Source organism: Carnobacterium sp. TMP28, assembly GCF_047553015.1.
GTDB lineage: Bacteria > Bacillota > Bacilli > Lactobacillales > Carnobacteriaceae > Carnobacterium_A.
Genome location: NZ_CP180212.1, coordinates 1889156 through 1904207 on the forward strand (window position 1 = coordinate 1889156; position 15052 = coordinate 1904207).

A 15052-nucleotide genomic window follows, 5' to 3' on the forward strand; every position below is an offset into this window, starting at 1 on the left:
ACGAATTATCTGTTCTTTTTACCAAAAAATTGATGAACAAAAGTTAAGTTTGAATACAATAGCCCTACATTAATTGGATAAAGAATCATGGTTTTAATCACACGTGGAATAGCAAATAGATTGGTTTGATACATGATATTTAACCAGATAGGTGTTAAAATCAAACTAACGATAATATCGACAACCAATACGGTGATCGCGACACGTTTAAGGGTAACAGGCTTCTTATACAAAAAGATTCCGTAAATTGCAGCGGCTATTCCCATATTTAATGTAAATCCTGGAAAGAAAAAGCCGTTTGGTCTCAAGAAAAAGCCAAGAATATCGGCAAATATCGCTGCGCCGCCTGCACGCATGGGCCCGAACAGATAAGCCATTATAGCTATAGGTAAAAATGCAAAGCCTATTTCTATGGTTGTTCCGATTGGAATAGTTAATTGATTCAAGACAATGTTTAAAGCAATGAACATAGCGGTCATCGTTAATTTTTGTGTAGAAGAATATGGTTTCTCATTTTGTTTGATTAACTCTTTTTGCGTGATCATGATGCTACCCCTTTTCGTTAGTTAATTTTTTAGTTTATTTTTCTAATTTAGAAGATAAAACGGATTGAACGGCTAACTCTTTTGACTACCTTTTTTCTTTAACTTTTGCTGTTTTTTTCATGTACGCTATTGAATAGAACAAGCTAACAAAAACACTTCCACCTACAGCATTCCCTAAAAATACAGGAATAATATTTCGAATAAACTCAATCCATGATAGCGAGCCAGCAAAAATAGCTGCTGGAATAATAAAGAAATTAGCTACAACGTGTTGAAAACCAATTAAAACGAAAACCATTACAGGAAACCAGATAGCCAAAATTTTACCGGAAAAACTTTTCGTTCCATAACACAACCAAACAGACATCCCAACCAACCAATTGCAGCCTATTCCCGAAACAAATGCTACAAAAAATGAATCTCCGACTTTAGCTTGTGCCACGGCAATGGTTTTTTCTAAGACAACTCCCTCTGTCAAACCAAGTATATGACCGAAAAAGTAAGCGACAAAAAGGGCACCACATAAATTAAAAAAGGCTACAATTCCCCAGTTCTTTATCATATCGAAAAAAGAAATTTTTTTATTGATGTAAGCCATACTTACAACCATCATATTACCCGTTAGTAACTCTCCTCCTCCTAATAAGATAAGAATCAGACCTATTGGAAAGACTGAAGCTCCGATAAAGGTACTCAACCCGCCCCATTCAGCTGGCATTGTACCTGTAATACGGATATACGCTAAGTAACCGATAGAAATAAAGGCCCCTCCTACAAAGGCTAATAAACTTTCTTTTCCTACTGGTGTTTTTGTTTTAGCTAGTCCCTTATCTATCGTTATCTGTGCAATTTCTTGCGGATTAAAATCACTCATTTTTTTGTTTCCTCCTTTTTTATCCAGTCATACTACTTGTTTATTGCTTTCATTTAACGCAGTAGATAAGACATTTCTTGCTAGCACGGTTGTCGTTATTAATCCTATTCCCCCAGGTACTGGTGTGATATAACTGCATTGCTCTTTGACGTCATCAAAACAAACATCTCCACTGACATTGCCTTTTGCATCTACAGAGATACCCACGTCAATCACAACACATCCTTTAGGAACATATTCTTTTTTAATTAACCCTTTTTTACCAGTAGCAGAAATGATCACATCTGCTTCTAAGCAACTTTTTTTCAAATCTTTTGTATAGATGTTAGCAGTTGTTACTGTTGCTCCTCGATTTAATAATAAGACAGTCAACGGCTTTCCTACCGCTGCACTCTGTCCTATCACTAGTACTCTCTGTCCGACTAGTTTTATTTGATAATAAGAAAGCATTTCTAAGACGGCGATTGGTGTACAAGGAAGATGCGAGGAGTTGTTTTCAAGAATACTATTCCCTAAGTTATAAGGCGTCATCCCGTCGCTATCTTTAGTTGGATCAAGGCATTTGCCAATCAAGTATTCATCTAATTGTTCTGGCAATGGTCGTAAAATTAAGATGCCATGAATTCGATTGTCTTCGTTTTTCTTTTTAATTTCCATGACTAACTTATCCTGCGAAACTTCCTCAGGATAAGCTGAGACCAAACAACGAATCTCTATTTTTTTAAACATTTTTTTTATTGCTGTTTCATATGCAAGTGCGTCTTTTTTTTTGCCAACTCTAATGATTTCTACTGTCGGTCTAATCCTTCTTATTCTCAAACTATCTCGATCAGCTAGCATCGCTTTTAATAATGAGGTTGAAACAACTTCTCCATCCATAATGATAGCCATTCTATCTACCTGCTTTCATTGATTCATTTGTTGCCCTCATTCTATCCATGAAGCATCTAAAAAACGTCAAAAGATAGCGTATTCATTTTATTATTCTGCAAAATAAAAAAGAATCAGGGACAATAGCCTGATTCTTTCTTATAAAAAATTTTAAAATCTAATTCACGTGACTAGTCTGTTTATAGTCTGTATTTATAGGGTGTCGTTTTAAATATCGTTCAAACGCTTGCGCTACTTTTTTATCTTTTTGAGATAAAAGGTTTATTTTTTCTTTCCATTCATTAATAGAGACTTTTTCCTTTGGAACGTTTAATACTTTAGCGTGTTTGCTAGCATCTTTTATATAGTCTAACGCTTTTGAATAGTTACGCTCTTCTATCATTATATAAGACATGTAGACTTCTGCCATAGACTGGCTCATATTGTATTCTATTTTCTCATACGTTTTCATTGCTCTTTTTAAAAAGACTTTAGCTTGCTTATACTGACCCATTTCAAAAAGGACTATTCCAAGATTGGTTTCAAATAAAGAAATACTAATCCAACTTTTCTTTTCTTCGCAAAGATGAATGGCTTTTTTATAATAACGAATGGCCTCTTCGTGTTCACCCAATATAACCTTACTATCGCCTATATTATTGTAGCACGCTGCAATTATTAAACAGTATTTTTCAAACCGTTCTTCGGTTTGAATAAAATAAGAAATCCCATCTTGAAGATATTTTTCTGCATGCTTATAGTTTTTGATTAACATATTATACAATCCTTGGTAACGGTAAATTAATCCTTGTTCCTCTTTAAATTCATTTTTTAAAATTTCGTCCATTTTCTTTAAATAAATCGCCATTATTTCTGCATTTTCAGTTTGGATACAATAGCACATCATCTGTTCGTACCCACCCAAAAGATATTTTTTCATATCGTATTTTTCGGCTAAGTTTAACAACTGCTGAATATCTCTCAATCCTTTTGAATAGTCGCCTTTACGAATCAGATTGCGGCTACATAAAAATAAAATATCTGCTTCTAACAGAGCGATCTCTTTTGAAAAAATTTCTTCTTTTTTGACTAGAACCAATCTATCTCTTAATTCACCTAACATCCGATCTACATCTGCTTCATTGATATACAACTTACGGAAATAATCTTCATCGTAGTGGATGACTGGAAAACGCTCATGCACAAAATTTAACAACATATCCATTCTTTTTACTTGATAGTACAAAGTGTCCATATGATTTTCCGCTTTTTCAAAATGATAAATTAATTTGAAATAAATCGTTAAATCACTTAAATTATTTTTTAGTTCTTTCTCATATCTTTTTCCTACACGGTTATGCAAAATCGTTTTTTTTGCAGGAGATAGTGATGTATAAACAAAATCACGTAACTTTTGATGGTTAAATGCGTAACTAATTTCTTTTCCAGTTGTCGTTTCTACTAGTAATCTTTTTTTAACTAAATTTTCCGTTTGATAAATGATTTCTAATTCATCTAATTGGATGAACTCTTTTAACATTCGTAACGGTACTTCATCGTAAAATAATGAACTTACCTCTACAATTCGTTTTTCATTTTCAGTCATATCCAAAAAACGCTTTTGTAAAACATCTATCATTTTTGCAGACATCTCATCTGGATCTTCGTGATTTGCTACTAACTGCAAGTATTCTGTTAGAAAAAAGGCATTGCCATTGGTTTCAGTATATATTTTTTCGTGTAGTTTTTCAGTAAATTGATTATCCGGTAAAGTACGATTAATAAATCGTTTATTTTCATCTTTTGTAAAAGAACTTAGCTGAATATGATGCATATTTGGATGGTAGTTCGTATTTATAATAAATTTTTCTAAATCTGCATTTTTTTCGTTCCTACTTAACACAATAAATAAACAAGACGGCAAATCATTGTTAATTAAGAGACTTGTCAATAGGGCTAAACTTGCTGCATCCATCCAGTGAATATCTTCAAAAACAACAATCATTTTTTTCTTGGCTGTGACATATTTAATGATTTCAGTAATCGTCTCTTCAAAACCAAATAATTTTTGATAGGATTGGGAAGTTTTTTTATTGGTTTGATCCACCATCCACTCCCCTCTAACATCAGGGATAAATTCAGATAAAGCATTCATCAAGAATAATGGAACAGTGATTTTTTCTTCATACGCTACTCTTACAATGTCAAGTATGGCCGTTTTCCAAGATTTTAATGAATAATCGCGCTCAAATTGATAACAACTTACTTCTACAATGCGACTATCTTGATTGGTGTTGTCTTTCAAAAAATAGTCTTTTAATCTTGTTTTACCGACACCCATTTCACCCCTAATTAAAAAAGAGTGTTGGATATTTTTTTCAATGAATTGGTGGTAGTTTTTTTGTAACAAACGAACTTCGCTCTCTCTGCCAAAGAAGAAACGTTCTGAAGAAACCTTCTCTTCTCGTTGATTCATTAAATCTAATACATCTAAATAAATACTTTCTGCCTCTTCATCTGGTACAATGGAAAGTTCTTTGCTCAAAAAATCAGCTAATTCATTGTATATTTGAATCGCACTGGAGTATTTCTGCTGATCTTTGTAACAGACCATCAATTCATTATACGCTTCTTCATCAAATTCATCTGCTTTAATCGTTAATTTACAGTACATTTCTAATTCTTCGTAGTCCTTACTTTCTTTGCTTTTTTGCCTATTAAATCTCACTCTTTCTAAATAGATACTCTTTGTCTCTTCTCTAAGTTGATCTATCCAAACATCGAAATTTTCAGCTCCTTTTACTGAGCAACCTTTTAGGAATTCTCCCCCATAAGTCGCACAGTCATCAGGATTTTTTATAAAGCTATCATAATCACACACTAGTTGGGCATCTGTTTGAATTGAAACACTAGAAAGTCCATCGTAAACTAGTAAGTCATAAGCATGAAAGAGTTTTTTTAGTGTATATAAAGCATTTCGTAAGTTTTTTTTTGCGATTCGATCTTCCATATTTGCCCATAATAATAAGGACAATTCATCTCTAGTTGCTCGTTTATTTACAACTAAATAAGAAAAAAGTGCTTGTATTTTTCCGTATGGAAACAATACAGCTTCGCCATCAATTGTCGTACGAAAATTACCAAAGAGTTGAACTGTAATGACTTTCACCTTATCTCCCTCCCTTTAAATGAAAGCGCTTTTAATTGTTATCTTTAGTATAAAGAAAAAAAAGAATAAAAACTAGCACAAATAACGCTTTTCATAGCGCTATACATCCATTTTTTTGTGACTTTATTTGCTTTATTGTATCTATCATAAAATAATCGTTTCTTCTATTTTATTCTAATAAAATAGAGCCAAACAATCGATACCCATGCGTGTCGATTGTTTGACTCTATTTTTGTACTTCATTAACTTTATTTCATCGCAGACAAACGCGTCATTATCTTATTCATCTTATAAGTAAAAGTAGTCATTTTATTAAATCATTGGTTTATAAGCTCCTATTTTAGTTAAAAACAGCCTTATTTTTTTGATCCTTTTTATTTTTCCCAAATTGAATCGCTTTTTCTCCAATGTCCATACGATAGTAAGTGTGGCAAATAGGATTATCCTCTAAGTAACGGTAAGCTTTTTTTTGAGCCTCTTGCAGCGTTGTCCCTTGTGCTTCAATCAATAAAATACGGCCTCCACTAGAAACAAGATTGGTTTCAACTTTCTTCATCCCAGCAACATAAATATTGCAATCGGTTCCTTTAGTTGTCATTTGTGGTATTGAAATATTGCTCATTGGAAATTCAGGGTATCCTTCAGCTGAAACAACGATACCCAATGTGTAGCGATCTGTATGCATTTTAATTAGTGGGGGTTTTTCATTTAGGATATCGTCAATTATTTGAGCTAGATCTGAAGCCAACTAATGCATCAACACTTGCGTTTCAGGATCACCAAAGCGAGCATTGTATTCGATGACTTTCAAACCCTTATTTGTCATCATCAAGCCGGCATAAATAACTCCTTTAAAAGGACAGCCTTCAGCAACCATTGCATTCACAGTTGGCTTAATGACCGTTTCCATAACTTCTTGAATCCTCTCTTTTGAAACTTGCGGCACTGGAGAATACGCTCCCATACCGCCTGTATTGGGACCTTCGTCTCCATCATAAGCACGCTTATGGTCTTGGGCAACTCCAGCATAATAATAGTTCGACCCATTCACTAGAGCAAATAAGGAAAATTCTTCCCCTTCAAGATATTCCTCAATAACTACTTTTGGTTTACCCGTTGCGTATTTTCCCTCTAGTAACATATGGCGCAAAGCATCAGTCGCTTCTTTCATCGTCATGGCAATAACAACACCTTTACCAGCAGCTAATCCATCTGCTTTAATAACGATTGGAACGCCTTTTGATTCCACATAAGATAAAGCTGACTTATATTCTTCGAATGTTTTGTATGCTGCAGTTGGGATAGCATATTTTTTCATCAAATCTTTTGCAAACTGCTTAGAGCATTCTAGATCTGCTGCTTTTTTACTTGGTCCAAATATTTTTAGTCCGGCTGTCTCAAATGCATCGGTTATCCCTTCAAATAAAGAAAGCTCTGGTCCGACAAAAGTCCATGCGATTTGTTCAGCTTTTACAAATTGAATCAACGAGTCATGATCATTTTCTGCAATATCAACCAGTTGAATGCCATCTTGTATCATTCCAATGTTTCCTTTAGCACAAAAAACGGTTTTCACTAACGGGCTTTCGGTAAATTTCTTTGCAATGGCGTGTTCCCGTCCACCACTGCCGATAACAAGAAGTTTCATTTATAAAATCTCCCAACTTTTTTATAAACTTATTTGTTTTTTATCTCTTATTCATTCTATTCATTTTATACTGGCTATTTAGCTTTAAATCAGTCCTCTTATCTTTAGTGTCTAAAGTGACGGATAGTTGTTTTGAGCATGGTAATGCCATATTTATTTGCCATGTTGATAGAGTCTTGATCTTTAATACTCCCACCCGGTTGAATGATTGCTTTGATACCTTGTTGGGCTGCGTATTCGACACTATCGTTCATTGGAAAGAAAGCATCACTAGCTAATACAGCTCCTTCGATAGCACGACTTTCTTTAGCCTGATTGATTGCAATTTTAACCGATCCAACACGGTTCATTTGGCCAGCTCCAATTCCAACTGTTTGTTTGCTAGTTGCTAAAACGATGGCATTGCTTTTCACATGTTTGACAACTTTCCACGCAAATTCCATAGCTTTCATTTCATCTTCGGTTGGTTGACGATCTGTCATTACTTCCCAGTTAGCTGGTATGTCTTGTATACAGCTATCTTGTGTTTGCTCTAGCATACCGCCCAACACAGATACAAATTCTTTTTTGCCTGCTTTTGCAGTTGAGAAATCCAATGTCATGATACGAAGATTCTTTTTCTTAGTCAAGATAGCTAGAGCTTCTTTTGAATAGCTTGGTGCAAGAACGATTTCTAAGAATAGGCTAGTTAATTTTTCTGCTGTTGTCTCATCCAAAGGTCTATTAGCAACTACAATACCGCCAAATATGGATACTGGATCCGCTGCATAACAACGATCGAAAGCTTCTGTAATCGTGTCCGCTATGCCAACACCACAAGGATTCATGTGTTTAACCGCAACGACTGCTGGTTCATCAAACTCACGAGCGATGCGAATAGCCGCATCTGCATCTTTAATATTGTTGTAAGATAAATCTTTTCCGTGTAATTGACTAGCATTGGGAATCGAGAAAGGAACCACTAATGGTTCTTGGTAGAAGAGAGCTGTTTGATGTGCATTTTCCCCATAGCGTAACGGTTGTTTTAAGTCATAAGTTAGTGTAAGTTTTTCTGGTTCTGTTTCGCCAACAATATCGGTTAAGTATTGAGCAATTAATGCATCATAACTTGCTGTGTGACGGAACACTTTTGCAGCTAAAGCTTGTCTTGTTTCAAAAGTAGTTGCTCCTGATTCCTCCAACTCACTACTCACACTAGGGTAATCAGCAGGGTCAGTAATTACCGTAACACTAGCATAGTTTTTAGCTGCACTACGCAACATACTCGGTCCGCCAATATCAATGTTTTCGATAGCTTCCGTTAAGGTTACGTCCTTTTTACTAATCGTTTCCTTAAAAGGATAAAGATTTACAACAACAAAATCGATGGGTACAATAGCGTGTTCGTTCATAGCGAAGATGTGTTCAGGTACATCTCGTCTACCTAGCAAGGCACCATGAATAAGCGGATGCAACGTTTTAACGCGACCATCCATCATTTCTGGAAATCCTGTTACATCTTCAACTGAAATAGTTGGAACGCCTGCTGCTGCTAGTACTTTCTTGGTCCCTCCAGTTGAAATAATTTCAATACCTTTCGCAACTAACTCTTTTGCAAATTTTACGATACCTGTTTTATCCGAAACACTGATTAATGCTCTCGTCACTATTATCACTCCTCAAATTTCATTTACTCTATCATACTTTTTAATAAGAGACTCTCTTCATTCTCTTTTTGATTCTGTATCTTTTCTGCTAACTCTTGAATAACTTGTGGAAAAAGACGGTGTTCTATTAAGTGGATTTTCTTTTCTAGAGACTCTACTGTATCACTAGGAAGAATTTCAATCCTCTCTTGTGCAATGACTGGACCTGTATCTACCCCTTCATCGATAAAATGAACAGTCACTCCTGTTTCTATTACTCCAGAATCAAAAGCCTCTTGGATACCGTATCTTCCAGGAAAAGCTGGGAGTAAGGATGGATGGATATTTAGAATACGTTTTTTGTATGCCGATAATAAGACAGGACCGACAATTCTCATATATCCAGCTAATACAACCAAGTCGACATCATAAGATCTTAAGTGTTTTAATACCTGCTCTTCATAGGCTAAGCGATTTACAAAATCTTTGGGAGCAAAGGTAACTACGGGGATGCCCATTTTTCTTGCACGCTCTATCGCGTAAGCTTTAGAATTGTCGCAAAATAAAAAGCAAAGAGTAGCATCAACTTTCCCTGAGAGAATAGCTTCTACAATTGCTTGAAAATTAGATCCATTTCCGGAAGCAAAAATCGCTATTTTCATCCTTGGACCTCTTTCAAGATAACCTCTTTTTCTGAATCTTTTTTAACCACTCGTCCTATCACATAACCTTTTTCATTATTCTCTGCAAGAATAGCCAATACTTCTGCTTCTTTTTCAGGAGCTACTGAAAGCACCATTCCAATGCCCATATTAAAAATTTCATACATTTCAACTGGTGGGATCTTACCCAAATTTTCCATCACTTGAAAAATTGGTAAAGATGGCCAACTCCCTAACTGAATTTCAGCTTGCATCTTTTCTGGTAACATACGCGGAATATTCTCTACAAATCCCCCACCCGTAATATGTGCCACACCATGTAACAAGTGCTTTTTAATCAAGGGTAAAAGAGCATTCGCATATATTTTTGTTGGTGTTAATAAGACCTCACCCAACTCTTGATCTGCTAATCCAACTACTTTATCTGTTAATTTATAGTCATTATCTTTGAAAAATAGTTTGCGTACTAATGAATAGCCATTCGAATGGATACCTGTTGAGGGCAACCCAATTAAACTGTCTCCTTCTTTCATCAATGCTGAAGATAATAGCCTTTCTTTTTCTACAATCCCTACAGTAAAACCAGCTAAGTCAAAATCTTCGGGATTATACATATCTGGCATCTCTGCTGTTTCGCCACCGATTAAAGCAGCTCCAGCTCGAACACAACCTTCTGCCACACCGGCAACAATTTGTGCTATTTTTTCAGGTTCATTTTTTCCTATAGCTACATAATCTAAAAAATAAAGAGGTTCTGCTCCTTGTGCAAGAATATCGTTTACACACATCGCAACACAATCAATTCCAATAGTATCATATTTTTTAGCTTCGATGGCTAATAGTAGTTTTGTACCAACACCATCTGTGCCAGATACGAGAACGGGATGTTTGTAATTCAATTCTGATAAATCAAAGTTCCCTCCGAATCCACCAACTTCACCAAAAACACCCGGACGTTTAGTACGCTTAATGTGTTTTTTAATAAGACTTACTGTTTCATAGCCTGCTGTTACGTCTACACCTGCTTTTGCATAAGCATTTCCCATGGTTTGTCTCCTTTAAGATTTACTTTTTGAATGTCCGTCATATTCATTAGATAATCCTCTTCGTAGTCATATAGTCCAGTCGGGTAATCCCCATTAAAGCTATCCATACACAATCCTGAATAAGGGCTATCAAATTTTAAACCGATTGAATCAATCAACCCTTCTTGACTAAGAAATAACAAGCTGTCTGCTCCAATGTATTCACAAATGTCATCTACTGTCATTTTCGCTGCAATTAGTTCAGCCGACTTGCTAATATCAATACCGTAAAAACTTGGATAGATTAAAGGTGGAGAAGAAATACGTACATGAACTTCTTTCGCACCAGCTTCTTTCAATAATGCAACGATGCGTTTACTTGTTGTACCGCGAACGATAGAATCATCTACCATCACAACACTCTTGCCTTGGACAACTCCTTTAACAGCCGATAGTTTCATCTTAGCTCCTAGTTCACGCAACTCTTGTGTCGGTTGGATGAAGGTACGTCCTACGTACTGATTCTTGATCAGACCCATTTCATATGGAATGCCACTTTCTTCGGCAAATCCACTTGCGGCCGATAAAGAAGAGTTCGGCACACCAATAACAATATCTGCAGTCACTGCTGGAGCTTCTATTGCTAAGCTTTTCCCCATTCTTTTACGTGCCGTATGCACGTTTACACCAGCAATATTAGAATCTGGTCTAGCAAAATAAATGTATTCCATTGCTGCAATAGAAACCGTCGTATCATCAGTATATTTTTCAATCGTTAATCCGTTGTTATCAATAATGGCCAATTCACCCGCATTGACGTTACGGATAAAACTTGCACCGATTGTATCTATAGCACAAGTTTCACTAGCCATCACATATGCCCCGTTCGGTAATTGTCCAATAACAAGTGGACGCAGTGAATTTGGATCTACAGCACCAAACATTTTTTCTTCCGTCATCAGGATATACGTAAAGCCGCCTTTTACAATCTTTAGGCTTTCTTTTATTTTTTCTATTAACGTTTTTTCCCGACTACGTCTAATCAGATGCATTAATACTTCTGTATCTGAAGTAGAATGAAAAATAGCCCCATTTTCTTCTAGGTTACGTCGTAGACTCTTAGCGTTCACAAGATTCCCATTATGGCAAATGGCGATATCTAAATCATAGAAATGGTATAAGAAAGGCTGCACATTTTCGATGCTATTCTGTCCAGATGTTGAATAACGAACATGTCCAATCGCACGATTTCCTGATAACCGTTTCAAGTCGTCTCCATTTTTAAACACGTCACTAATCAAGCCGAGATTCCGATGGACGAGTAGTTTTCCTTTGTCACAAGATACAATACCCGCACCTTCTTGTCCGCGATGTTGTAAACTGTGTAAACCGAAATACGTCAATTGGCTGGCATCCTCTTCACCCCAAATACCAAACACGCCGCACTCTTCATTTAAGCTTTTTGTTTCATCAAACATGGGATAGCCTCCTCCCACTTTGTTTGCACTTCTTTTACGGATACTATAATTGTTTCATTTTCAGTAGCAATTTTTGCTAGTCCATTTTCTTTTACTGTCCCTATTTCTATCGCGGAAGAGCCGAAAATAGAGTCAATTGCAGCGCCGTCTTCAGGTTCCACTGTCAAAATAAAGCGTGATTGTGTTTCACTGAATAATAAAGTTTTATCCATTGAAACTGTTACATCAAAGCCTAATCCAGTATCAAAGACACTTTCCATCAATCCAACTGCTAAGCCACCCTCTGATAAATCATGTGCACTTTTGATAAATCCAGCTTTGATTGCTTTCAATACATTGTCTTGATTTTCTTTTTCTGTAGCTAAGTCGAAGTCCATCAGTTTTCCTTCGATTTTTCCCAATTCTAATTTTTGTAATTCAGAACCATTAAAATCTGGTTTTGTATCGCCGATTAGGAAAATAAGATCGTTAGCTTTTTTGAATGATTGGGTCGTAATGTGTTCAAGATCTTCAATCAAACCGACCATTCCAATTAACGGTGTCGGATAAATAGCTTCACCATCTGTTTCATTATATAAAGAAACATTCCCTGAGATAACTGGCGTGTCTAACAAACGACAAGCTTTTGAAATTCCATCTGCAGAAGTACTTAACTCCCAGAAGATTTCTGGTTTATCAGGGTTTCCATAGTTTAAGCAGTCTGTGATAGCTAGAGGTTTTCCTCCGCTAGCAATAATATTACGAGCTGCTTCTGAAACAGCTATTTGACCACCAATTTCAGGATTTAAATAGAGGTAACGACTATTGCAATCAGTCGTCATCGCAATGGCTTTTCTTGTTCCACGAACACGAACTACCGCTGCATCACTTCCCGGTCCAACAACCGTACTCGTACGAACCATGGAATCATACGTTTGATAACTATTTTTCTTGGAAGCAAGCGTCGGTTGTTGCAGTAAGGCAACCAGTGTATCTGCAGCTGATGTGAATCGAGGTTGATAATCGGCCATTGCTGCAAATAGCGCTATACGTGCTGGTTCTTTTGTAGGTTTAATGTAAACGGGAGCATCCTCTGCTAAGGCATCGACAGGTAAATTAGCCACTTCTTTCCCATCGTGGAACAACCGATACCTACTATCATCGGTTACTTCGCCAATAACAACTGCTTCTAATTCATATTTGTTAAATAAATCAATGATGCGTTGTTCTTCTCCTTTTTTGATACACAATAACATACGCTCTTGTGACTCAGAAAGTATCATTTCATAAGGAGTCATATTTGTTTCACGTTGAGGAACAGCATCTAAGTTAAGAATCAATCCACTGCCTGCTTTAGATGCCATCTCAGAACTGGATGAAACAAGTCCAGCGGCTCCCATATCTTGGATTCCAACTAGAGCATCAGAATAATCATAAATACATTCTAAACAAGCTTCCATCAGTAATTTTTCCAAAAATGGATCGCCAACTTGGACAGCCGAGCGCTGTGCTTCTTCTTCTTCTTTAAATTCAACTGAAGCAAAAGTGGCACCATGAATACCATCACGACCTGTTTTTGCACCGACGTACATAATGCTGTTTCCAATTCCTTTTGCTTGTCCTTTTTGTATATCTTTTTGGTCAATTAAACCAACACACATAGCATTGACGAGTGGGTTTCCTTTATAACAAGGATCAAAAACAGTTTCTCCACCAACCGTTGGAATGCCAATACAATTACCATAACCACTGATTCCAGCTACAACTTCTTCGAAAATGTATTTTGTGCGTTCATTATCTAATTCACCAAAACGCAACGAATCAAGAATAGCTATTGGTCGTGCACCCATGCTGAAAATATCACGAATAATCCCACCAACGCCAGTAGCAGCACCCTCATAGGGCTCAACTGCAGATGGATGATTGTGGCTTTCTGCCTTGAAAACAACAGCTTGACCATCTCCAATGTCTACAATGCCTGCACCTTCACCAGGTCCTTGTAAGACTTGTGGACCTGTAGTAGGAAATTTTTTCAAAATCGGTTTTGAGTTTTTATAAGAACAATGTTCACTCCACATAACAGAAAACAGCCCTGTTTCAGTATAATTTGGTAAACGGTGTAAAATATCGTTGCTAATGGTTGCATACTCTTCGTCAGTTAAACCCCATTCACTATACATTTTCAGGTTTCTTACTTGTTCGGGTGTTGGTTCCAAAAAGACCATTACTTGCACAACTCCTTTTTATACGTTTCGTACATCGATTGAAACAATTTCAGCCCATCATCCGACCCTAATAATTCTTCAACAGCTCTTTCAGGATGAGGCATCATACCTAACACATTGCCTTGTTTATTGATAATGCCAGCAATATTTTCCAAGCTTCCATTTGGATTGCCATTTGCATAAGTAAAAACAATTTGATTGTTCTTTTTTAATTCCTGAAGCGTTTCTTCATCACAATAATAATTTCCTTCACCATGTGCGATAGGAGTCGTAATGATTTCGCCTTTTTCGTATGCAGAAGTGAATGAGGTTTCGTTGTTTTCAACTGTTAAATTCTGTTGTTTGGAAATAAATTTTAATGAATCGTTTCTCCGTAAAGCTCCTGGCAGCAATCCAGCTTCTGTCAAAATTTGGAAGCCATTACACGTTCCAAACACCGGTTTTCCTGCTTTGGCAAAGCGAATCACTTCATCCATGATAGTGGAAAAGCGAGCGATAGCTCCTGTGCGCAAATAATCTCCATAAGAGAAACCACCAGGAAGCAGTACCGCATCAAATCCTTCTAGACTTTTTTCATAATGTTGAACGTATTGTGCATCTTCTTTGAGAATATCTTTTACAGCTGCATACATATCTAAATCACAGTTTGATCCAGGAAAAACGATGACAGCGAACTTCATTAAGCTTCAACCTCCTGAATATCATAGCGATAGGTTTCCATTACAACGTTTGCCAAAAGTTTATCGCAAATTTCTTCGATAACTTGTGTGACATTCTCTTCCTTTTTAGATACCTGTATTTCAAAATATTTTCCAATACGGATATCTTCAATTGATTCATATCCCATACGGTGAACAGCACCTTTAACGGCTTCTCCTTGCGGATCCAGTACTGAATCCTTATACATTACGTAGACAGTTGCTTTATACATCTTTAAACGCCTCACTTTTCT

11 protein-coding genes and 1 pseudogene are annotated in these 15052 nt (G+C 36.4%); all 12 read right to left on the reverse strand.

Going from position 1 to position 15052, the window contains the following annotated elements; genetic code table 11:
- Positions 1-5 precede the first annotated feature (5 nt).
- The 12 genes and pseudogenes from ACMHYH_RS09045 to purS all read right to left on the reverse strand — a co-directional run bounded on the left by ACMHYH_RS09045 (position 6) and on the right by purS (position 15031).
- Positions 6-545: a folate family ECF transporter S component gene (locus ACMHYH_RS09045; protein ID WP_414839078.1), complete on the reverse strand. Its 540-nt coding sequence runs from the start codon at positions 543-545 to the stop codon at positions 6-8.
- An 85-nt stretch (positions 546-630) separates the two neighbouring features.
- On the reverse strand, positions 631-1419 hold the full coding sequence (locus ACMHYH_RS09050) for a formate/nitrite transporter family protein (RefSeq protein ID WP_414839079.1): 789 nt from the start codon (positions 1417-1419) through the stop codon (positions 631-633).
- Positions 1420-1446: 27 nt separating this feature from the next.
- Positions 1447-2310: a bifunctional 5,10-methylenetetrahydrofolate dehydrogenase/5,10-methenyltetrahydrofolate cyclohydrolase gene (locus tag ACMHYH_RS09055; protein WP_414839080.1), complete on the reverse strand. Its 864-nt coding sequence runs from the start codon at positions 2308-2310 to the stop codon at positions 1447-1449.
- A 157-nt stretch (positions 2311-2467) separates the two neighbouring features.
- On the reverse strand, positions 2468-5458 hold the full coding sequence (locus ACMHYH_RS09060) for an AAA family ATPase (protein WP_414839081.1): 2991 nt from the start codon (positions 5456-5458) through the stop codon (positions 2468-2470).
- A 340-nt stretch (positions 5459-5798) separates the two neighbouring features.
- A pseudogene (gene purD / locus ACMHYH_RS09065) lies at positions 5799-7106 on the reverse strand (phosphoribosylamine--glycine ligase).
- 104 nt (positions 7107-7210) lie between these two features.
- Positions 7211-8752, reverse strand: coding sequence for a bifunctional phosphoribosylaminoimidazolecarboxamide formyltransferase/IMP cyclohydrolase (purH, locus tag ACMHYH_RS09070; protein WP_414839082.1), 1542 nt, complete (start codon positions 8750-8752; stop codon positions 7211-7213).
- 23 nt (positions 8753-8775) lie between these two features.
- Positions 8776-9393, reverse strand: a complete 618-nt coding sequence (gene purN / locus ACMHYH_RS09075) for a phosphoribosylglycinamide formyltransferase (RefSeq protein ID WP_414839083.1) — start codon at positions 9391-9393, stop codon at positions 8776-8778.
- Positions 9390-10439 (reverse strand): phosphoribosylformylglycinamidine cyclo-ligase, encoded by a 1050-nt coding sequence (gene purM / locus ACMHYH_RS09080; RefSeq protein WP_414839084.1) that lies wholly within the window; start codon positions 10437-10439, stop codon positions 9390-9392. Before purM ends, purN begins: the two co-directional genes overlap by 4 nt.
- On the reverse strand, positions 10409-11896 hold the full coding sequence (gene purF / locus ACMHYH_RS09085; RefSeq protein WP_414839085.1) for an amidophosphoribosyltransferase: 1488 nt from the start codon (positions 11894-11896) through the stop codon (positions 10409-10411). Before purF ends, purM begins: the two co-directional genes overlap by 31 nt.
- Positions 11872-14100 (reverse strand): phosphoribosylformylglycinamidine synthase subunit PurL, encoded by a 2229-nt coding sequence (gene purL, locus ACMHYH_RS09090; protein WP_414839086.1) that lies wholly within the window; start codon positions 14098-14100, stop codon positions 11872-11874. The genes purF and purL overlap by 25 nt, the downstream gene beginning before the upstream one ends.
- Positions 14100-14780 (reverse strand): phosphoribosylformylglycinamidine synthase subunit PurQ, encoded by a 681-nt coding sequence (gene purQ, locus ACMHYH_RS09095; RefSeq protein WP_414839087.1) that lies wholly within the window; start codon positions 14778-14780, stop codon positions 14100-14102. Before purQ ends, purL begins: the two co-directional genes overlap by 1 nt.
- Positions 14780-15031 carry a phosphoribosylformylglycinamidine synthase subunit PurS gene (gene purS / locus ACMHYH_RS09100; RefSeq protein WP_414839088.1) on the reverse strand — a complete coding sequence of 84 codons (252 nt, stop codon included), beginning with the start codon at positions 15029-15031 and terminating at the stop codon, positions 14780-14782. Before purS ends, purQ begins: the two co-directional genes overlap by 1 nt.
- Between the last annotated feature and the right edge of the window lie 21 nt (positions 15032-15052).